This window comes from Nonomuraea antri (genome assembly GCF_013283785.1).
GTDB lineage: Bacteria > Actinomycetota > Actinomycetes > Streptosporangiales > Streptosporangiaceae > Nonomuraea > Nonomuraea antri.
Genome location: NZ_JABCPZ010000027.1, coordinates 19,033 through 38,850 on the forward strand (window position 1 = coordinate 19,033; position 19,818 = coordinate 38,850).

Annotated in this window: 24 protein-coding genes; 6 read left to right on the forward strand and 18 right to left on the reverse strand. The window is 70.4% G+C overall.

Annotated features, from left to right (window positions below; translation table 11 throughout):
* Positions 1-6 precede the first annotated feature (6 nt).
* Genes HII36_RS11825 through HII36_RS11850 form a run of 6 tightly spaced genes read right to left on the reverse strand, consistent with a single transcriptional unit; the run spans position 7 to position 5,877 of the window.
* A complete protein-coding gene (locus tag HII36_RS11825) occupies positions 7-969 on the reverse strand; it encodes a hypothetical protein (RefSeq protein ID WP_173523170.1) in 963 nt (320 codons plus the stop codon).
* Positions 969-2,231: a DUF4910 domain-containing protein gene (locus HII36_RS11830; RefSeq protein ID WP_173523171.1), complete on the reverse strand. Its 1,263-nt coding sequence runs from the start codon at positions 2,229-2,231 to the stop codon at positions 969-971. Before HII36_RS11830 ends, HII36_RS11825 begins: the two co-directional genes overlap by 1 nt.
* On the reverse strand, positions 2,228-3,247 hold the full coding sequence (locus HII36_RS11835) for an NAD-dependent epimerase/dehydratase family protein (RefSeq protein ID WP_173523172.1): 1,020 nt from the start codon (positions 3,245-3,247) through the stop codon (positions 2,228-2,230). Before HII36_RS11835 ends, HII36_RS11830 begins: the two co-directional genes overlap by 4 nt.
* Before the next feature lies 1 nt (position 3,248).
* Positions 3,249-3,902, reverse strand: a complete 654-nt coding sequence (locus tag HII36_RS11840) for a PIG-L deacetylase family protein (protein WP_173523173.1) — start codon at positions 3,900-3,902, stop codon at positions 3,249-3,251.
* Entirely contained in the window at positions 3,899-4,675 is a 777-nt protein-coding gene (locus HII36_RS11845; protein ID WP_173523174.1) for a glycosyltransferase family protein, read from the reverse strand. Before HII36_RS11845 ends, HII36_RS11840 begins: the two co-directional genes overlap by 4 nt.
* Positions 4,672-5,877 carry a class I SAM-dependent methyltransferase gene (locus HII36_RS11850; protein WP_173523175.1) on the reverse strand — a complete coding sequence of 402 codons (1,206 nt, stop codon included), beginning with the start codon at positions 5,875-5,877 and terminating at the stop codon, positions 4,672-4,674. The genes HII36_RS11845 and HII36_RS11850 overlap by 4 nt, the downstream gene beginning before the upstream one ends.
* 44 nt (positions 5,878-5,921) lie before the next feature.
* Between HII36_RS11850 and HII36_RS11855 the strand changes: the two genes are divergently transcribed.
* A complete protein-coding gene (locus HII36_RS11855) occupies positions 5,922-6,500 on the forward strand; it encodes a dTDP-4-dehydrorhamnose 3,5-epimerase family protein (RefSeq protein ID WP_173523176.1) in 579 nt (192 codons plus the stop codon).
* Here the strand turns inward: HII36_RS11855 and rfbD are convergent.
* The 10 genes from rfbD to HII36_RS11905 all read right to left on the reverse strand — a co-directional run bounded on the left by rfbD (position 6,482) and on the right by HII36_RS11905 (position 14,681).
* Positions 6,482-7,351, reverse strand: coding sequence for a dTDP-4-dehydrorhamnose reductase (gene rfbD, locus HII36_RS11860; protein ID WP_173523177.1), 870 nt, complete (start codon positions 7,349-7,351; stop codon positions 6,482-6,484). The genes HII36_RS11855 and rfbD overlap by 19 nt on opposite strands.
* 34 nt (positions 7,352-7,385) lie before the next feature.
* Positions 7,386-8,312 carry a dTDP-glucose 4,6-dehydratase gene (gene rfbB, locus HII36_RS11865; RefSeq protein WP_173523178.1) on the reverse strand — a complete coding sequence of 309 codons (927 nt, stop codon included), beginning with the start codon at positions 8,310-8,312 and terminating at the stop codon, positions 7,386-7,388.
* Positions 8,309-9,376 carry a glucose-1-phosphate thymidylyltransferase gene (locus HII36_RS11870; protein ID WP_173523179.1) on the reverse strand — a complete coding sequence of 356 codons (1,068 nt, stop codon included), beginning with the start codon at positions 9,374-9,376 and terminating at the stop codon, positions 8,309-8,311. Before HII36_RS11870 ends, rfbB begins: the two co-directional genes overlap by 4 nt.
* A 2-nt stretch (positions 9,377-9,378) precedes the next feature.
* Positions 9,379-10,833 carry a sugar transferase gene (locus HII36_RS11875; protein ID WP_173523180.1) on the reverse strand — a complete coding sequence of 485 codons (1,455 nt, stop codon included), beginning with the start codon at positions 10,831-10,833 and terminating at the stop codon, positions 9,379-9,381.
* Positions 10,834-11,123: 290 nt separating this feature from the next.
* On the reverse strand, positions 11,124-11,474 hold the full coding sequence (locus tag HII36_RS11880; RefSeq protein WP_173523181.1) for a hypothetical protein: 351 nt from the start codon (positions 11,472-11,474) through the stop codon (positions 11,124-11,126).
* A gap of 93 nt (positions 11,475-11,567) precedes the next feature.
* On the reverse strand, positions 11,568-12,194 hold the full coding sequence (locus tag HII36_RS11885; protein WP_173523182.1) for a GntR family transcriptional regulator: 627 nt from the start codon (positions 12,192-12,194) through the stop codon (positions 11,568-11,570).
* Positions 12,191-13,135, reverse strand: coding sequence for a DMT family transporter (locus HII36_RS11890; RefSeq protein WP_173523183.1), 945 nt, complete (start codon positions 13,133-13,135; stop codon positions 12,191-12,193). The genes HII36_RS11885 and HII36_RS11890 overlap by 4 nt, the downstream gene beginning before the upstream one ends.
* A gap of 18 nt (positions 13,136-13,153) precedes the next feature.
* On the reverse strand, positions 13,154-13,531 hold the full coding sequence (locus HII36_RS11895; RefSeq protein WP_173523184.1) for a hypothetical protein: 378 nt from the start codon (positions 13,529-13,531) through the stop codon (positions 13,154-13,156).
* Between the two features lie 222 nt (positions 13,532-13,753).
* Entirely contained in the window at positions 13,754-14,281 is a 528-nt protein-coding gene (locus HII36_RS11900) for a GNAT family N-acetyltransferase (protein ID WP_173523185.1), read from the reverse strand.
* A gap of 25 nt (positions 14,282-14,306) precedes the next feature.
* A complete protein-coding gene (locus HII36_RS11905; protein WP_173523186.1) occupies positions 14,307-14,681 on the reverse strand; it encodes an MmcQ/YjbR family DNA-binding protein in 375 nt (124 codons plus the stop codon).
* Positions 14,682-14,799: 118 nt separating this feature from the next.
* Here HII36_RS11905 and HII36_RS11910 point away from each other — a divergent pair, with 118 nt between their 5' ends.
* Positions 14,800-15,429, forward strand: a complete 630-nt coding sequence (locus HII36_RS11910; RefSeq protein ID WP_407940780.1) for a TetR/AcrR family transcriptional regulator — start codon at positions 14,800-14,802, stop codon at positions 15,427-15,429.
* A 57-nt stretch (positions 15,430-15,486) separates the two neighbouring features.
* Here HII36_RS11910 and HII36_RS11915 read toward each other — a convergent pair whose 3' ends face one another.
* The gene (locus HII36_RS11915; protein ID WP_173523188.1) at positions 15,487-15,906 is read right to left on the reverse strand and encodes a VOC family protein; all 420 of its coding nucleotides are present in this window, start codon (positions 15,904-15,906) and stop codon (positions 15,487-15,489) included.
* A gap of 143 nt (positions 15,907-16,049) precedes the next feature.
* On the opposite strand from HII36_RS11915, the gene HII36_RS11920 reads away from it, so the two are divergent.
* Positions 16,050-16,448, forward strand: a complete 399-nt coding sequence (locus HII36_RS11920; protein ID WP_173523189.1) for a hypothetical protein — start codon at positions 16,050-16,052, stop codon at positions 16,446-16,448.
* On the opposite strand, the gene HII36_RS11925 is transcribed toward HII36_RS11920, so the two are convergent.
* Positions 16,399-16,926, reverse strand: coding sequence for a DUF2867 domain-containing protein (locus HII36_RS11925; protein ID WP_173523190.1), 528 nt, complete (start codon positions 16,924-16,926; stop codon positions 16,399-16,401). The two genes, HII36_RS11920 and HII36_RS11925, sit on opposite strands and share 50 nt — an antisense overlap.
* A gap of 66 nt (positions 16,927-16,992) precedes the next feature.
* Here HII36_RS11925 and HII36_RS11930 point away from each other — a divergent pair, with 66 nt between their 5' ends.
* The 3 genes from HII36_RS11930 (at position 16,993) to HII36_RS11940 (ending at position 19,801) form a co-directional block, all read left to right on the forward strand.
* The gene (locus HII36_RS11930; protein WP_173523191.1) at positions 16,993-17,574 is read left to right on the forward strand and encodes a TetR/AcrR family transcriptional regulator; all 582 of its coding nucleotides are present in this window, start codon (positions 16,993-16,995) and stop codon (positions 17,572-17,574) included.
* A 52-nt stretch (positions 17,575-17,626) separates the two neighbouring features.
* Entirely contained in the window at positions 17,627-19,111 is a 1,485-nt protein-coding gene (locus tag HII36_RS11935) for a serine/threonine-protein kinase (protein WP_217369409.1), read from the forward strand.
* 120 nt (positions 19,112-19,231) lie between these two features.
* The gene (locus HII36_RS11940) at positions 19,232-19,801 is read left to right on the forward strand and encodes a dihydrofolate reductase family protein (protein ID WP_173523193.1); all 570 of its coding nucleotides are present in this window, start codon (positions 19,232-19,234) and stop codon (positions 19,799-19,801) included.
* Positions 19,802-19,818: the final 17 nt, after the last annotated feature.

Genomic DNA, 19,818 nt, shown 5'->3' on the forward strand with positions numbered 1-19,818 from the left:
GCCTTTTCATCCAGTCCGCTCCAGCCAGATCTCTCTCCAGAACGGGACGAACTCGCGTGGACAGTTGAGGCTGTGCACCCCCGCGCAGACGACCTCCTCCAGCACGATGCAGGGGTTCTTCATGTGCAGCATCCGGCCCGTCTTCTCGTCGATGCACCTGTCCACCCGGGCCTGCACGCGGGCGGTGCTCCCGCAGTAGCGCGCCATCTCCTCCTCGAACCCCATGCCGCGGTTGAGCAGGTCGGCGTTGAGCGTGCCGAGGATCTCCTCTTTCGACTTGACCCGGACGAGCTCGCCCGGCTGCAGGTCGAGCGTCTGCGCCGGGGTCGGGCCGGTGACCCGGCCGACCAGGAAGCCCCACGGCCGCCCGCCCTTGAGCCACAGCCGCCTGGGCAGCACCCGCTTGGTCAGGTTCTGCAGCCGGTTGAACAGCCCGATCGCGATGCCCTGCGCGGTGCGTTTCACCCCGGCGTTGCCCGAGCGCACGTCCACGACGTACTGGTTGATGTTCTTGAAGGTCAGGCACGTCGGCGCGGCCCGCAGCAGCTCGGTGGCCTGGCAGGAGTAGCGGGTCTCGCCGCCGTCTCCCGGCGGCTTGCGCGTGTTGACCTGCAGCAGCGGCAGCAGCCCGGTGTCCGGCGCGGCGACGACCGGCTCGGCGCCGGGCGCGACGCGCTTGATCCAGGCTTCCTTCCAGTACAGCGAGCAGGCGGTCTGGCAACCGCCGTGCGCGGAACCGTCGCAGCGGACGCCCGTCAGGTGCACGGCGCGCTCCATCTTGCGCAGCCCGGTGCGCGTCTGGGTGTCGCACAGTTTGTGCGCCACTTTGTGCACCGTGAGCCGCCGGCCGCAGTAGGCCAGCATTTCCGGCATGAACGGCAGCCCGTCCAGCTCGCCGCGCTCGTCGAGCGTGGCGCGGATCTCAGCTTCCGTACGTACTTCCACCAGGTCTCCGACCCTGAAGTCCATCACGCCAACTCCTTCACCAGTCCGGCATCCTGCAGTGCCTTGGCCGCCTCCTCCACGGCCGTGAACGGGAGTTCCGCGCGCTGGGCGATGTCAAGCAGGCTGTGTTCTCCGTCGGACAGGTTCAACACCCATAACATCGCCATCTGCGCCTGTTTCGTGTCACTCCGCCCGCCGAGAGATCCGTACAGGCCGCGCCGGCCGAGTTGCGGTTCTCCGTAGGGGCTGAGGTTGAGCAAGGTGCGATCGCCCTCCAGCACCCGGGTGACCTGCCAGAGCGTCTCCAGGGTGTCGGCCAGGGCGGCCGATGTTACGAAGTCCGGGTTGTCCCCGGAGGTGTGATATTCCGGGTAACCGGCGTACGGCGTCCTGGTCAGGGAGCCGAACGGCAGGTTGAAGCCCGGTGAGCAGAACTGCCGCTCGTCGTAGCCGTACGGGGAGAACGGCATCAGGTCGTGCGGCCGGTCACGCAGCACGTGCGTGACCGCCCTGTCGATGTCGGCGTCGCCGCGCCGGCTCAGCTTGTACGTCAGCCGCCCGGGATCACCGGCGCAGGCCAGCGTGAGACCGTGCGCGATGTGGTGCACGCGTTCCCGGTTCAGCGCCAGCCAGGTGATCGCGCCGATCGTGCCCGGCATGAACAGGAACCGGTAGGTGTGCCTGGGCCGTTCGAGCCGGGCGGCCAGGCCCACCGCCACCGCGATGCCGGCCAGGTTGTCGTTGGCCAGCGACGGGTGGCAGGTGTGGCAGGAGATGACCACCTCGTCCTGGGTCCGGCCAGGGACGACGTGCTCGGCGATGGTCAGCGAGCCGTCCTCGATCGTGGAGTCGATCAGCACCTCGTACGGGCCCTCGTCCAGCGCGTCGAGCGTGCTCTGGCGCAGGCAGAACCCCCAGGTCTCGGCGTAGTAGCTGGTCCGGTAGGGGATCAGGTCCGGCTGCTCGGGCAGCGTGTGCAGGTGCGGGCGCAGCTCGGCCAGCGAGTACGTCCCGGACACCGGCACGCTGTAACCCACCACGTGCAGGTTCGACTCGCGGAAGTCGACCACCCGGCGCCCGGCGGCGTCCTTGATGTAGGCGTCGCGGATGTTCCACTCCCTGGGCACCGTCCAGTCGAGCACCTGGGTGCCGGTGGGCACCTCGGTGATCTCCAGCGGCAGGTGCTCGCCGATGACGCGCAGGGTCTCGCGCACGCCGTCGCCGGTGATGCTCCTGCAGATCGGGTACAGGCGTTCGACGAGGGCGTGCAGCTCCGGCCCGGTCACGGCCGCAGTTCTTCGCTGATCGTCCCCTCGCTCCTGCGGTCGGACAGGCGGGCCAGGCGGGTGAAGCGGCGCTCGAAGTCGTGCTGGGTCAGGCCGTGCGCGCGGTAGGCGTCGGCCAGCTCGGCCGCGCCCGCCTTCACCGTCCAGCGGGCCTCGTAGCCGGGCACCGCCTGGCGCAGGCGGGCGAAGTCCACCCGGTAGGAGCGGGGGTCGTTGCCGGCCTCGCCGGTGATCAGCAGCTCGGCGCCGGGCACCGCCTCGGCGACCTCGGCGGCGATCTCGGCCACGGTCACGTTGTTGTGCTCGGTGCCCACGTTGAACGCGCGCGCGTGCACGTCGTCGCGTGGGGCCTCCAGGACGCGCAGGAACGCCTCGGCGATGTCGAGCGCGTGCACCAGCGGCCGCCACGGCGTGCCGTCGGACATCACCAGGATCCGCCCGGTCAGCACGGCGTGGCCGACCAGGTTGTTCAGCACGATGTCGGCGCGCAGCCGGGGCGAGAAGCCGAAGGCGGTGGCGTTGCGCATGAAGACCGGGGTGAAGTCGTCGTCGGCCAGGTTCACCAGGTCGTCCTCGACGCGGACCTTCGACTCGGCGTACGGGGTGACGGGCTTGAGCGGCGCGTCCTCGTTGACCAGGTCGTCGCCGCCGGAGGCGCCGTAGACCGAGCAGGTGGAGGCGTAGACGAACCTGCGCACCCCAGCGTCCCTGGCCAGGCGGGCCAGCCGGACCGAGGCGTGGTGGTTGATGTCGTAGGTGAGCTCCGGCGCCAGCGAGCCGAGCGGGTCGTTCGACAGCGCGGCCAGGTGGGCCACCGCGTCGATGCCGCTCAGCAGGTCCGGGGTCACGTCCCGCAGGTCGACGGCGTGCCCGGGCGGGTCGCCTGGCGCCGGGCCGAGCACGCAATCGGCGAACAGACCGGAGTCGAGGCCGATCACCTCGTGCCCCGCGGCGGACAGCACGGGTGCCATCACGCTGCCCAGGTAGCCCTGGTGCCCGGTCAGTAGGATCCGCACGTCATTCTCCAGAAAGATCGATGGTCAGCTTGGTCGCATGGAAGGCCTCGGCGTAGCGGTGCCCGCACTCGATGCCGCGGATGCGGGCGAGCCCGAGGAAGGCCTCCCTGTCGTACCAGGGGCGGTGGCGCTGGGACGGGTAGTGCTCCTGCAGCAGCCGCACCTTGGTCTCGGCCGCCGTGTCGGAGAGCGGCTGGTAGACCGGGGGGCGGCCGAGATCGCCGTCCCACTTGACGATCTCGTAGCCGAGCGCGAGGTGGTCGCGGTAGACCGTGGGCACCAGCTCGGCCAGGCCGCGGTGGTCCTGGTGGGCGTCGCCGCGCCAGGGCGCGAGGATCAGGCCGGGGTCGGGCTGTGCGGCGCGCAGGTCCTCCAGGGCGTTCTTGGCCTCGTCCCAGTGCGCGGGCAGGCGGCCGTCGGGCAGCTTGAGCACGGTGATCCGCAGGTCGGCGCCGGGGCAGAAGGCCGCGAGCGCGGCGCGTTCCTCCTGCTCGCGCGCGCTGCCGCCGCCGGAGAGCACCAGCGCGTCGACGCGCAGCCCCGGCCGGGCCGCGCAGAGCGTGAGCAGGCTCCCGCCGGCGCCGATCGCCAGGTCGTCGCAGTGCGCGCCGAGCGCCACGACGCCGCTCAGCCGGGCCGGCCGCAGGCCGATCATGCTTCCCACAGCGCCCACGGGCGCTCGCCGCGCGCCCACGAGCGGTCCAGGTCCAGCCGCTGGTTGACGGTGTCGCTGGGCCGCCAGTAACCCCGGTGCGGGTACGCCATCAGCCGCCCGCGCTTGGCCAGCTCCGCGCAGCCGTCGGCGACCAGGTCGCCGTTCTCCGGGATGTGCTCGAAGACCTCCTGGCGCAGCACGAAGAAGCCGCCGTTGACCCACAGCGGCATCTCGCTGACCGGCGTGATGCCGCCGACCAGGCCGGCTTCGCCGACGTCGATGACGTGGAAGGTGTTGGTCGGCGGGACGACCATCATCGAGGCGCCCGCGTCGGAGGCGGCGAAGCGGTCGATGATGTCGGGCAGCGGCGCGTCGGTGAGCACGTCGGCGTAGTTGGCCAGGAACATCTCCGCGCCGTCCAGGTGCGCGCGGACCCGGCGCAGCCGCTCGCCGATCGAGGAGTCGAGCCCGGTGTCGACCAGCGACACCGACCAGTCCGAGATGTCGGTGGACAGCAGCTCGACCTGGCCGCCGCGCAGCACGAAGTCGTTCGAGGCCGTCTCCTGGTAGGTCAGGAAGAAGTCCTTGATGTGCTGCGCCCCGTAGCCCAGGCACAGGATGAACTCCTTGTGACCGAAGTGCGCGTAGTACCGCATCACATGCCAGACCAGCGGGCGCGGGCCGACGAACTGCATCGGCTTGGGCAGCTCGCCGCCGGGCAGATCGCTGCGCATCCTGGTGCCGCGGCCACCGCAGAACAGCACGACCTTCACGAGACGACCTCCAGTCTCGGGATCGGGAAGACCAGCCGGCCACCCCAGTCGCGGACGTAGGAGAGCTGGTCCACCAGCTCGTCACGCAGGTTCCAGGGCAGGATCAGCACGTAGTCGGGCCGGTCGGCGGCGATGCGCTCGGGCGGGCAGATCGGGATGCGGGCCCCCGGGGTGAACTTGCCGTGCTTGTACGGGTTGCGATCCACCGTGTACGCCAGCAGGTCCGGCCGCACGCCGCAGTGGTTGAGCAGCGTGTTGCCCTTGCCCGGCGCGCCGTAGCCGACCACGGTCTTGCCTTCCTCGGCCGCGTCCACCAGGAAGCGCAGCAGGTCGCGCCGGACCTTGGCGACCCTCGACGCGAAGCCGATGTAGCCGGAGATCTCGTGCAGCCCGGCCGCCTTCTCCATGGCCAGCACGTCCGCGACGCGCTGCGACGGCGTGCCGTCCGGCCGCGCCCACAGCCGGATCGAGCCGCCGTGCGTGGGCAGCAGCTCGACGTCGACCAGGGTCAGCCCGCCACTGGCCAGGGCGCGCTGGGCCGAGGCCACCGTGTAGTACTGGAAGTGCTCGTGGTAGATCGTGTCGTACTGGTTGAGCTCCATCAGCGTGAGCAGGTGCTGCACCTCGATGGAGACCTGGCCGTCGTCGGCGACCAGGGTGCGTAGGCCCTCGGTGAAGCCGATCACGTCCGGGATGTGCGCGTAGACGTTGTTGGCCACGACGTAGTCGGCCTTGCCGTGCTCGCGCACCACCTCGCGGGCGCTGTCAGGGGTGAGGAAGGCGGTGACCGTGGGCACGCCCTGCCGCCTGGCGGCCTCGCCGACGTTCACCGACGGCTCGATGCCCAGGCAGCGCGCCCCGCGTTCCACCACGTGGCGCAGCAGGTAGCCGTCGTTGCTGGCCACCTCCACCACGAAGGAGTCCGGCCGCAGCCGCAGCCCGCCGACGAACGTCCTGGCGTGCTCGACCCAGGAGGTGGAGTAGGAGGAGAAGTAGGCGTAGTCGGTGAACGTCTCCTCGGGCGTGATCAGCGGCGGGATCTGCGCCAGCCAGCACTCCGTGCACACCCGCAGGTGCAGCGGGTACGTGGCCTCCGGCCCGTCCAGCTCCGCCGCGGTGAGTATGCGCTCGCACGGCGGTGTCGCGCCCAGGTCCACGACGCTGGCCAGATCGGTTGATCCGCATAAGCGGCAAGTCGTCATAGATGCTCTCCAACAAAGAGTGATATTTCGCTACTGTGCGGATCATGGATCCCCTCGGCATCGACGGCGCCTGGTGCCACACGCCGCACATCCACACCGATCCCCGCGGGGCCTTCCTGGAGGCGTTCCACGCCTCCAGGCTGCCGAGGCGCTTCGACGTCGCCCAGATCAACTGCTCGATCTCGGCCCGTGGCGTGCTGCGCGGCGTGCACTTCGCCGACGTGCCGCCCAGCCAGGCCAAGTACGTGATGTGCGTGGCCGGCGAGGTCCTGGACGTGGTGGTGGACCTGCGTACCGGCTCCCCGACGTTCGGCCGGTGGGAGGCGGTGACACTGGACGAGCACACCAGGAAGGGCATGTTCGTCGCCGAGGGGCTCGGCCACGCGTTCATGGCGCTCAGCGAGCAGGCCACGGTGGTGTACCTCTGCTCGCAGCCGTACAACCCGGGCCGCGAGCACGGGGTGCACCCGCTGGACCCGGAGCTCGGGATCGCCTGGCCGGCCGGGATCGAGCCGCTGCTGTCGGACAAGGACGCCGCCGCGCCCACCTTGGCCGAGGCCCTGTCCGCCGGCCTGCTGCCGGACCACGAGGCGTGCGCGGAGTTCTACGCCACGCTGCATTGAGTGCCCGCCTTCGGGGTCGTGTCCCTGATCAGCACCGGCCAGGCGGCGTGCAGGGCGGCCCGCCACGGGCGGATCGGCTCCCACCTGGTGTGGGCCAGCAGGCTGTTGGCCGGCCGCCGGGCGGGCAGCGGGTAGGCGCTGGACGGGATCGGCACCACCCGGGCCGGGTCCGCGCCGAGCAGGGTGAAGATCTCCCTGGCGAAGCCGTGCCAGGTGGTCTCGCCCGCGCTGGTGCCGTGGTAGATCCCCGGGGGCAGGTCCGACTGGGCCAGCCTGACCAGGAAGTCGGCCAGGTCGGCGGTCCAGGTGGGCTGGCCGCGCTGGTCGTCGACCACGCGCACGGTCTCACGCTCGGCGGCGAGCCTGATCATCGTCCGGACGAAGTTGTGTCCGGACGCGCCGTACAGCCAGGCGGTGCGCACCACGTAGTGCCCGTGTTCCAGCGCCGCCCGCTCGCCGGCCAGCTTGGTGCGGCCGTAGGCGTTGACCGGGCCGGTGGCCGCGCCCTCCGGGTACGGCGTGCCGCTCGTCCCGTCGAAGACGTAGTCGGTGGACACGTGCACCAGCCGGACCCCGGCGCGGGCACACGACTCGGCCAGCGCGCGCACGGCGTGCCCGTTGACCGCCAGCGCCTCCTCCTCGTGGGTCTCGGCGGCGTCCACGGCCGTCCAGCCGGCGCAGTTGATCACGGCCCGGGGCCGGTAGGCGGACACGAAGTCGCGTACCGCCCGCGCGTCGCACAGGTCCAGCTCGGACCTGGACAGGGCCAGCACGGGCTCGCCGGTCAGCGCCGTACGATCGAGGACGTCGGCCGCCAGCATGCCGCCGCCCCCGGTGATCAGCCACCGCACGGTGCCTCCTCGCGCCCGGGTAAGCCGTGATCCGTCATGACCCCCACCAGTCCGGGTTGTCGGCGTACCAGCGGACGGTGTCCTTCAGCCCCTGCTCGAACGGGATCCGCGGCCGGTAGCCGAGTGCCCGCAGCTTGGCGTCGTCCAGCGAGTAGCGGCGGTCGTGGCCCTTGCGGTCGGCGACCGGCTCGACCGAGTCCCAGTCGCGGCCGCAGGCTTCGAGCAGCCGCGCGGTCAGCTCCCTGTTGGTCAGCTCGGCCGTGCCCGCGATGTGGTAGACCTCGCCCGGCTCGCCCTTCTCGGCGACCAGGCGGATGCCCGCGCAGTGGTCCTCGACGTGGATCCAGTCCCGGACGTTGCCGCCGTCGCCGTACAGCGGCACCTTCCTGCCGCGCAGCAGGTTGGTCACGAACAGCGGGATGACCTTCTCCGGGTACTGCCTGGGGCCGTAGTTGTTGCCGCAGCGGGTGATGGACACGTCCAGGCCGTGGGTGATGGCGTACGAGCGGGCGATCAGGTCGCCGCCCGCCTTGGCCGCCGCGTACGGCGAGCGCGGCAGCAGCGGCGCGGACTCGTCCCAGGATCCGAGGTCGATCGAGCCGTAGACCTCGTCGGTCGAGACCTGCACGACCTTGGGCACCCCGGCGTCCAGGCACGCCTGCAGCAACGTCTGGGTGCCCAGCACGTTCGTGCGGACGAACTCCCCGGCGCCCTCGATCGAGCGGTCCACATGGGATTCCGCGGCGAAGTTGACCACCAGGTCGTGGCCGGGGACGACCTTGTCGAGCAGTTCGGCGTCGCAGATGTCGCCGTGCGTGAACGTGTGCGGCACCCCGTCGAGGTTGGCGAGGTTGCCGGCGTAGGTGAGCTTGTCCAGCACGGTGATCTCGGCGTCACGCAACCCCCGGACGAAGTGGGAGCCGATGAAACCCGCACCGCCGGTAACCAGAATCCGCTTCATGTACCGATCTGTACCTTGCTGTGATCGCCCAGCACGAGACGGTGGGCCTTGGGCGTGTTGAGCGAGGCGGTCACCTCGACGTCATGACCGATCAGCGAGGACTCGATCCTGCCGACCCCGGTGATCGACGCCCTGGGCAGGACGATCGAGTACTCGATCTCGCTGCCGGCGACCACGCAGTCCGCGCCGACGGAGGTGAACGGGCCGACGTAGCTGTCCTGCACCCGGGTGCCCGCGCCGACGATCACCGGGCCGACCACGCGGGAGCGCTCGACCACCGCGCCGGGCTCGACCACCACCCGGCCCACCAGTTCGCTGGAGTCGTCCACCAGGCCGTCGACCCGGGGTTCGAGCGATTCGAGCACCAGCCGGTTGACCTCCAGCATGTCCGTGACGTTGCCGGTGTCCTTCCAGTAGCCCGAGATCAGCGTGGACTCCACCTGCAGGTCCGCCTCGATCAGCCACTGGATGGCGTCGGTGATCTCCAGCTCGCCCCGCCACGACGGCCGCAGCTCGGCCACCGCCGCGTGCACGGCCGGGCTGAACAGGTAGACCCCGACCAGGGCCAGGTCGCTCTTGGGCCGCGCGGGCTTCTCCTCCAGGCCGACCACGCGGCCCTCCAGGTCGAGCTCGGCCACGCCGAACTGGCGCGGGTCGCCGACCTTGGTGAGCAGGATCTGCGCGGCCGGCCGGGTACGCGCGAACGTGTCGACCAGGTCGGTGATCCCGCCGACGATGAAGTTGTCGCCCAGGTACATGACGAAGTCCTCGTCGCCGAGGAAGTCGCGGGCGATCAGTACGGCGTGCGCGAGCCCGAGCGGCGCCTCCTGGCGCAGGTAGGTGACGCGCAGCCCGAACGCGGAACCGTCGCCTACCGCCGACTCGATCTCCGCCTGCGTGTCGCCGACCACCAGGCCGACCTCGCGGATGCCGGTCTCCGCGATGGCCTCCAGGCCGTAGAACAGCACCGGCTTGTTCGCGACGGGTACCAGTTGTTTCGCCGAAGTGTGGGTGATGGGCCGTAGCCGTGTGCCCGACCCTCCGGCGAGCACGAGTGCTTTCACTGCTAGTAAGCCCCTTCTCCACGGGTGACGACGGACCAGGTCTTCCAGAGGATCTGCAGGTCGAGGATGAGCGACCAGTTCTCCACGTAGCGCAGGTCCAGGCGGACCGACTCCTCCCAGGTCAGGTCCGAACGGCCGCTGACCTGCCAGAGGCCGGTCATGCCCGGCTTGACGACCAGGCGGCGGCGCACGTCGGTGCCGTATGCGGCCACTTCTTCCGGGAGCGGCGGCCTCGGGCCGACCAGGGACATCTCGCCGCGGATGACATTGAGCAACTGCGGGAGCTCGTCCAAGGAATATTTCCGCAGGAAAGCGCCTACCCGCGTGATCCTTGGATCGTTCCTAATCTTGAACAACACGCCGTCGAACTCGTTGCATTCGAGAAGCGCGCCCTTGAGTTGCTCCGCATCAACCACCATCGTACGAAATTTCACGACATTGAACTCTTTGCCGCCTTTGCCGACCCGGGTCTGGTGGAACAGCGCCGGGCCCTTGCTGGTCAGCCTGATCACCAGGGCGAGCGCCAGCAGCGGCAGGGCCAGGAACAACACGGCGGTCACCGCGACCAGCCGGTCGAAGATGCTCTTCACCAGCCGCCTGGCGCCGTTGAACTCCGGATGCTCCACGTGCATCAGCGGCATCCCGGCCACCGGCCTGATGCTGATGCGCGGGCCGGCCACGTCCAGCAGGGCCGGGGCCACGAACAGGTCCGTCTTGTCCTGTTCCAGGCTCCAGGCCAGCCGGCGCAGCGCGGCGCCGTCCAGTTCGGGGCAGGCCAGCACGGCCACCGCGTCGGCGCGGGCGTCCGCGACCGCCTCGGCCACGTCGCCGAACGAGCCGAGCACCGGGATCCCGTCGAGGTCGACGTCCATGCCGGCGGACGGCAGGCAGGCGCCCACCACCTGCATCCCGTGGTACGGCTGCCGGCGGAACTGCACCACCAGGTCGAGGATCGCCTCCCGGTGGCCGACCGCGACGACGTGCCGCATGTAGTCGCCGACCGCTCTGCGCCGATGCAGATGTTTGCGCATGCGGTAGCGGTAGTAGAGCGTCGAGAGCAGGGCCAGCGGCAACATCGCCATCACGAAACTTCGCGCGATGGAGGTTTGCGTGGCATAAGCCCCGATGGCCACCGCGGCCATCAAACCGACGCCGCCGTTGAAAACGGCCTTGAACTCCTCCGTGCCCTCGCCGTTGGCACGCTGCCGATACGCGCCTCCCATGCGCAACGCGGCCGGCCAGCCGAGCACCAGGCCGATTCCGAGCGCGAACTCGATGGCTGGAACGTATGCGCCGAACAACAATCGGACTCCCACCACGCAAACGCATGCGAGTAGCGCGCACATGGTGTCGCCGAGTACCAGGAGCCGTAAGTACGCTCGTGTCCAGATGCTGGACGCGTGGCGTGGTACGGCCTCGAGGAGCACGACGGCGGACTCCTCAGTCCCCACCCTCATAGATACCACCCTGATGACTCTGTGCACCGCTGTAACTTGACGTTCCTTGAGCCACATGGGTTGACATGTCCCCATGCATAATCAAGGGCGGCGGCCCCCACTAAAGAGTAAAGATCGATTCAGACCGGGGGAATAACGTCAAATGTCCACAATCGGACGAAGATTGCTGGACTTTGGGGGTTGACGGAACGATCCAAAGATGCAGCGCACAGGCTGGGGAAATGTGAGGTTTACGGCGATATTTCGCGAGGTTGACGGCCTTGTGACTAGTCGTACTCCAGGCCTCGTGACTAGTCGTACTCCAGGTCCGGCAACGCCGACGGCGGGTCAGGACTGCGCCAGACGACCACAACCCCGTCATGGGACGAGTCAGAGGCCACGGTCAACCGATCCAGGTCGAAGTCCGGCAGATACCTCAGGCGGGCGAGAAACGTGGCATCCGTCGCACTGCGCGGCACCACACAGCCCTCGCCGTCGCGATCGAGCAGGATGTAGTGGACGTCTTCCCCGGACTCCGTGACGACACGGACCTCGACCACGTCCTCCCACGCGAGGGCCTCGACGCTCCCGTCCGCGTAATGACGGGTGACGCCCTCTTCCGTGACGTACACGTAGGAGTCCGGCATCGGGTTGCCGTGCATGGCCGCGATTCTTGCGAGTTCCAGGCCGGTCCCGCAAGGGTTCGCGCTCAATGGTGCGCGTTCGCCGCCATCCCGGGGACGATCGCCGTCGTCCTAGCGGCCTTCGACGCCCCAGGAGTGGCTGAGATGATCCGCGACCGCCGCCCGCGCCCGCTCGGGACCGGCCGCGATGGCGTCGAGCAGCTCGCGGTGCTCACGCACCAGCACCTCCCTGTCCTTGTACACCTCGCGCAGCCTGACCAGGCCGAGCCGGATCTCGGCGGCCAGCGCCGCGTAGAGACGTTCGAGCCTGGGCGAGCCCACGGCCTCGATCAGCGCCTGGTGCAGCGCCATGTGCTCGGCCACCACCGCCGACCAGGGCGCGTCGGACGGCAGACGGTCCATCCTGTCGAGCGCCGCCTGCGCCTCCGGCACCCGCCGTCCGGCCAGGGCCTCGGCCATCAGGTGCTCCAAAGGCCTGCGGACGTACATGAGATCGTCCAGGTCCGAGATCGTCACCTCGGGGACATGAGCGCTGCGGTTGCGCTCGCGCCTGAGCAGCCCCTCGTGCACCAGCACCGCCAGCGCCTCGCGCACGGTCGGCCTGGCCACGCCGTACGCGGCGGCGATCTCCTGCTCGGGCAACGCCTTGCCGGGCGCGATCTCGCCGGACAACACCCTGCTGCGCAGGGCGTCGGCCAGCGCGCCGACTGCGGACACCGGTCTGAGGGGCAACGTCACGTGTGCGACTTTAACGCCCTTTCCCGCTCCGGTACGGCCACCGCGACCAGGCTGACCGCCAGCAGCACGAGCCCGGCCACGGAGATCGGGGTCAGATGTTCCTTCAGCACCACCACGCCGAGCAGCGCGGCGACCGCCGGCTCGGCCAGGGCCAGCGTGGCGGCCGTGGCCACCGGGGTGGTGCGCAGGCCGCGTCCGTACAGGAAGTACGACAGCGCCGTGGTGCCCAGCCCGAGATAGGCGACGGCGATCAGCCCCTTCGGCTCGGCCAGCCACTCCACCCCGCGCAGCGCCAGGACCGGCAGCATGATCACCGCGGCGCCGCCGAACAGGACGCCCATGACCACGTTCGACTCGGCCCCGGCGCCGATGGCGCGGGCGGCGGTGACGGCGTAGAAGGCGTACAGCAGGCCGCCCAGCAGCGCGAACAGCACCCCGACCACGACCTGCGCGCCTGCCTGCGCGCCGCCGCCGACGATCAGCGCGGCACAGCCGCAGATCGCCGCGGTCGTGGCCAGCGCCCAGCGCGCGCTCGGCCGCTGCCGGTGCAGCAGCCACGACAGCAGCCCGGTGAAGACCGGGCCACTGCCGATCGCCACCACCGTCCCGATCGCCACGCCGGTCCGGCCGACGGCGGCGAAGAAGCACAACTGGTACGCCGCCACCGCCACCGCCGCCGGCAGCAACGACGGCCGCACCATCTCTCTCAGTCCGGCCCGCCTGGTTCCCGCGCCGATCCGCGTGGTTCCCGCGACCGCCCGCCTGGTTCCCGCCCCGGCCCGCCTGGTTCCCGCGACGGCCAGTAACGCGAGTGCGGCGCCGCCGACGACCAGCCTGGCCGCGGCGAGCGCGACCGAGTCCGCGGAGACCAGCAGGCCCGCCGTGCCGGCCGTGCCCCACAACACGGAGGCGCCCACGACGGCCAGAGGTCCGTTCTTCATACGGACATTGTCTGACAATCAGACAATCTCGTCCAGTAGCTGGTCGATGAACCGTCCGGCGGGGGCGGCGAGTTCGGCGGCGTAGTCGTCCAGCACGCTCACCCCGGCCCGGATGGTGGGCACGCTCTTGCGCGGCAGTGCGAGCAGCACCTCGTCCTCGGCCGTCACCGCGCCCTCCACGTGGAACGCGCCGTCGGCGGCGGCGATGGAGACGGCGAACAGCACCTCGCGGCCGTCGGGCAGGGTGAAGAGGTTGCCGGTACGCGCGCCGGCGGGCGGGACGAAATAGGAGAAGGGCGCGCTGCGCACGAAGGGGTGACGTAACTCCGCGAGGATGCCCGACGCCCGGCTCAGCGCCGCCAGCAGGCCGGCCGCGGCCAGACTCTCGCTGTCCACGTTCAGCAGCCTAGATCAGGACGGCGCCGGCTGACCAGGCATCCCAAAAGCCACACTTGCCGTCTCGCACACCACGCTCCACGGCCCACTTCCCCATCGAGCCGCCCGCACGCCCCTCCGCGTGCCTCTCTGAACGGGACGTCGCCCGAGGTCGCGAGCCCGCCGACCGACAGCCGCCCAGCCAATCGGGTCGGCCGGCCAATCGGTCAGTCGGCCGGCCGGTCAGTCGGTGGCGAGGCGGGCGTGGCGTTCGACGTCGTACCGGATCCCGTCGTAACACAGCTTGCCCCGCTCGACCCCCTCCGGCCGGAACCCCGCCTTGGTGGCCACCCGGCACGAGGCGGGGTTGTCGGTGCGGTGGCCGAGTTCGAGCCGGAACAGCCCGCGCTCCTCGAACGCCCACCGCGCCAGCAGTTCGGTGGCGCGCACGGCGATGCCCCGCCCCCTGGCCTCGCGCACCACCCAGTAGGACACCCACCCGTTGTCGTGCCGGTCGATGCCCGCGACCGCCACGTTGCCCACGACCTGCCCTTCGGTGAGCCCGCCCGGCTCGGCCGGCACCGGGCCGGCGACCTCGACGGCGAAGGCGTGCCCGACGCCCGTCCACTGGGCGATCCACCCCTGGGCGTCCTTCGGCGTGAGGATCGGGAACGGCGACTGGCGGCGCATCTCGGGATCGTGGAAGGCCCGCAGCACCAGCGGAACGTCGTCGTCACGCCACGGACGCAGCCGGATGTTCACAGGGGTCACGCGCCCGACACTACTGCCGGCCCGCCTACCGCCCGTCCTGCGCCCCCTGGCCGATCTGGTGCTCGGCCTCGAACGCGGCCACCATGGTCTTCGGCGCCGTCAGGCACCACGCCTCGGCCGTCAGCTCGAACAGCTCGTCGGCGTCGATCTTGTCGAGGTGCACCACCACCCAGCCGTACCGCCCGGCGGTGAACTGCACCTCGAAGACGTCGGGCCGTTCGGCCACCAGCGCGATCTGCTCCTCGATCGTCGCCTTGAGCCCGACCGTCTCGGTCTCCTCCCACAGGTAGCCGAAGCCCTTGCCGCGGACCTTGAGCCCGACCCAGCTGCCCCCGTGACTCAGCCGGACCTCCGGCAGCTGATCGAGCAGCTTCATGAACTCGTCGACGCTCACACCCATGTCCACAGGTCTACCAAAGTCCCCTGACACTTCCCGGTGGAGTTCCCGCTAGCGTGAGGCCCAGGCGCGCGCAGGCCCGCCGCCGACGCCCGACGCTCGACCCCGCGAAGGAACCATGGTGGCCGACACACGATCCAAGCTGCTCGACGCGGCGCTGGAGACGCTCAAGACGCAGGGCATCGCGGGGGTCTCGGCCCGTTCGATCGCCACCGCGGCCGGGGTGAACCAGGCGCTCGTCTTCTACCACTTCGGCAGCGTGGACCGGCTGCTCGCCGACGCCATCGAGTACGGCTCCGAGCAGCGCGTGGCGCTCTACCGGGAACGGTTCGCCACCGTGAGCTCGCTGGGCGAGCTGCTGGACCTGGGCCGCGAGCTGCACGCCGAGGAACGCGCGGAAGGCAGCGTGTCGGCGCTGGCCCAGTTGCTGGCCGGCAGCCAGACCGACGCCGAGCTGGCCCCGGCCACCGCCAACGGGCTCAACGTGTGGATCGCCGAGGTGGAGCTGGCGCTCGGGCGGGTGCTCGCGCAGACGCCGCTGGCCGAGTTCGTGGACGTGGCGGGGCTGGCCAAGGCGACCGCGGCGGCGTTCGTGGGGCTGGAGCTGTACGAGGGGGTCGATCCGGCGGGCGCCGGCCAGGCCATGAACGCGCTGGAGGACCTGGGGGCGCTGGTGGCGATCCTGGACGACATGGGCCCCCTGGTCCGCCGCGCGGTACGCGGCCGCCTGCGCCGCGCCCGCTCCCAGTGACCGAAGTGACTCAAGTGATCCACGAGATCCAGGGGGTGCCCGCCGGACCGCCCCTCGTCAGTCGTAGTACCGGACCTCGATGACGTTGCCGTCGGGATCGGCGAAGTAAATCGTCTCAGGCGCGATCCCCCGCGCGCCGAAGGAGTCCACGCCCCCGCCCGAGATCTCCACCCCGTTGCGCTTCAACCGCACCTTGAGCTCGTCGAAATCCTCCCGGCCCACGGCCAGGCAGAAATGGTTCAGCGGATGGCCGGCGCTGCCCCGCACCCCGGTGCCCTCGTCCACGCCCCTGGCGGCCTCGTACGACATCAGGTCGAGGATCGTCTCGGGCGAGACGCGCACGCTGGGGAACGCGGCTTTCCCATCGCGGAACTCCTCGGCCCGTACTCCGGCCAGGCCTATCACCCGCTCGTAGAAGTCCAGGGAGTTGAGCTGGTCCGATACCCAGCAGACGAGATGGTCCAAACGCACGTCCATCTAAACCTCCGTTTCCGTCCAATATCCGTTGCCAGCATCGCGGTGTCCACCTGTCACAGCCTGTCACGGACTGCGAAAAGTCCGAAATTCACGGAGGATTCGACTACTCGCCATGATCGGGCGAGATGTCGCATCATGGGGGAGTGACGGAAACGCTCAAGCGTACGGAGATGCCGATCACGGTACGCGTCGCCCGGTTCATCATGACGCTCCAGGTGGCTTTCGGCCTGGTCGGGCTGGCCTGGGCGATATTCGCCTTCTTCAGCACCTTTCACCTCGGGATCGGCCTCATCCTGGCGGCCACGGCCACGCTCCTCACGCTGACGGGCCTGCTGGCGGAACGCCTGCGCAGGCGCAGCGACCGGATCCGCTGGGCCGCCATCGCGGTGCAGGTCGTCCTGGCGGCCACCACCGTGACGTTCAAGGCCGTCGACCGCGAGCTCTACCCGTCCGTCATGTTCGACGCGGACGTGCTCGGCCCGGCGATCGTGATCACGCTGCTGCTGGTCCCCCCGGCGTGGCGCTGGTTCGACCGGCGCTGATCCCGGCCCGCGCCATGCCGCGCACCACGACCGCGTGGAACGGCCGGATGACCGCGAAATAGAGCCGTCCCGTCCAGTGCAGGTATTTCACCACGGTGACCAGGCGAAATCGATTCTCCGGCTCGGCGACGAGCGCCAGGTGCGCCGCGAGATGCGAATCGCTGGCCGACAGCAGCAAATACCGTTCTTCCACCGCGTCGACGACCCGGAAGAATCCGATCCTGCGGCCGGGCTCGAAAGGAATGTCGGCCGCCGTCATTCCGTCCGAGCCGGGCCGCACATCCGGATGCGCGGTGCGCAGCAGCCGCGCGAATACGCCGCGGGCCAGGTAGAGGCCACGTAGCCACCAGGGCGCCCAGCCGAGCGCCCCGGCGGCGAACGCGCGCAGGGTGGCCTGGCCGTCGATCGTCCGCACGTCCACCAGGTCCGCGCCATCCACCAGGGTCCGCAGCGCGGGCGGATCAACCGATCGGGACATGTCCGTCCTCTCTCCAAGTTTTTAGAGAGCTTAATCTAGAACGATTCATCCGATATTCTCAACTCCATGGGAAGACCCCCTCGCCACGACGTCGACCGCCTCCTCGACGCCGCCGCGGACCTGGTGTCCGACGCCGGCCCGGCCACCGTCACGATCGCCGCCGTCGCCAGGGCGGCGGGCGCGCCCAGCGGCTCGATCTACCACCGCTTCCCCAGCCGCGCGTCACTGCTGGCCGCGCTCTGGCTGCGCACGCTCGGCCGCTTCCACGAGGGCTACCTCGCCGCGCTGGACAGCGAGCCCGCCGTGGACGCCGCGCCCGCCGCCGCCCGTCACGTCGTCGCCTGGTGCCGCGCCAACCCCGGCGAGTCGCGCGTCCTGCTGTACGGCCCGGCCGACTTCGACGAGGCGGGCTGGCCGGAGGAGGCGCGCGAGCTGCTGCGCGCCGCCAACGACCGGCTCAGGGCGGCGCTCGACGCGCTCGCCGGCCGCCTGGGCGCCGCCGCGCCCGCCGACCGCGAGCGGCTGTACCTGGCCGCGGTGGACCTGCCGTACGCCACCGTCCGCCGGCATCACCTCGCCGGCCGGCCGCTGCCCGCCTACGCGGAGGACCTGGCCGCCTCCTGCGCCGCCGCACTCACATCGGCATAACCGCTCACGCGAACGCATGGCGGCCCCCGGGGTCGCTCTGTACATTGGCCCCGTGGACTCCCCCTTCGGGCCCTTGACTCAAGGCGATCCCGCGGAAATCGGAGGCTACCGCCTGGTAGCGCGGCTCGGCGCGGGCGGAATGGGACAGGTCTACCTCGCCACCACGGCCAGCGGCAGACGGCTCGCCGTCAAGGTGATCCACACCGAGTACGCGAGGAACGCCGAGTTCCGCCAGCGATTCCAGCAGGAGGTCGCCGCGGTGCAACGGGTGCAGAGCCTGTACACCGCGCCCGTGATCGACGCCGACACCACCGCCGCCCGCCCCTGGCTGGCCACCGCGTACGTGCCCGGCCCCTCGCTCGACGCGGCCGTGGCCTCGTCCGGCCCGCTGCCCCCGGCGACCGTGCTCAACCTCGCCTGCGGCGTGGCCGAAGCGCTGCAGGCCATCCACGTGGCCGGGGTCGTGCACCGCGATCTCAAGCCGTCCAACGTGCTGCTGGCCTCCGACGGGCCGCGGGTCATCGACTTCGGCATCGCCAAGGCCGTCGACGCCACCCCGCTCACCGGCACCGGCGTCCGGGTCGGCACCCCGGTGTTCATGGCCCCGGAACAGGCGCTCGGTCACCCCAGCACGCCCGCGATCGACGTGTTCGCGCTGGGCGGGCTCATCCACTACGCCGCCACCGGCCGCCCGCCCTTCGGCGAGGGCCCCGACGCGGCGGTCCTGTACCGGGTGGTGCACGACGAGCCGCAACTCGACGGCTGCCCGCCGCAGCTGCGGGACCTGGTGGCGCACTGCCTGGCCAAGAACCCGGCCCAGCGGCCGACCCCGCGTCAACTGGTGACCATGCTCCAGGCGCACGCGCGTCCCGTGCCGGAGTCGTGGCTGCCGCCCGCGGTCAGCCGCGTCCTGCCCGCCTACGACGTGGTGCCCACAACACCGCGCCCGCCGCGTACCGTGGGCCTGCGTTTCCTGGCCGTCGCCGCGGCCGGCACCGCGCTCGTGACCGCCGTGGCCACCGCACTGCTCCTGCCGCGCGGCGAGCCGTCGGCCAGCGCCCAGCCGCGCCCCGAGTCCACCGTCACGGTCACCCGGACGCGCGAGGCGGTCGCGCCGGAGCCCGCGCAGTCGTCGTCCGAACCCGACCAGAGCCCCACGGCGGCCGAGGAGGGCGGGGTGGGCAGCCAGCCGCCCGGCACGCTGCTCGGCACGTACAAGGGCATCGACGTCACCTTCGACTACGAGGTCAGCTTCACCAACGACCCGATGCATCCCCAGGAAGAAGGCGGCGACCTCGAATACTGCAACTACAGCCTGTGCGGCACGAACATGGCCGTCCTCGCCCCCGGCGAGCGCGGCACCTACCAGGCCTGCGTCGACAACACCCGTTACACGAGAACCGTGCCGATCGAGGAGGTCAAGGGCCGGTTGATCTGCGCGTACACCGACACCGCCATCGCGCTGGTCAAGGTCACCGACGTGGTCGACTCGACCAGCGACTACCTCACGATGGACCTGCTGGTCTGGCAGCGCTGAGGCCCGGTAAGCCGGTCGGCGAGGAGACCAGAAGGAAACGGTAAGGTGCCCCCGGCAAGCTGAAGGTCATCGGCAGGGACACACGAAAGCCCCCGCCACAGACCGCAGGGAGCAGGAATCATGCGCAAGATCATCGAGTCCACGTTCGTCTCGCTCGACGGCATCATCGACGACACCCGTCCCTCCACCGCCTCGCGCGCCGAGCCGCAGCACTGGGGCCACCCGTACTGGGACGAGGACCACGGCCGCTACGCCGGCACCCTCATGGCCGACGCCGACGCCATGCTGCTCGGCCGGGTGACCTACGAGGGGTTCGCCGAGGCGTGGTCGGGCCGCGAGGGCGAGGACGCCGCCCACATGAACAACCTGCCCAAGTACGTGGCCTCCCGGACGCTGACCGAGGCCACCGCCTGGAACGCCACCCTGCTCAAGGGCGACGTGGCCGAGGAGGTCGCGCAGCTCAAGGAGCAGCCGGGCAAGAACATCCTGAAGTGGGGCACCGGCGAGCTCGACCGCACGCTGGTCGAGCACGGCCTGATCGACGAGTTCCACTTCTGGTACTTCCCGGTCATCGTGGGCGCCGGCAAGCACCTGTTCGAAGGCGCCGGTTTCGACACCACCCACCTGAAGCTGGCCGACGTGAACCGGTTCGAGTCGGGCATCGTGGTGCACGTCTACGTGCCCAAGTAAGCCCATCCGGCCCACCG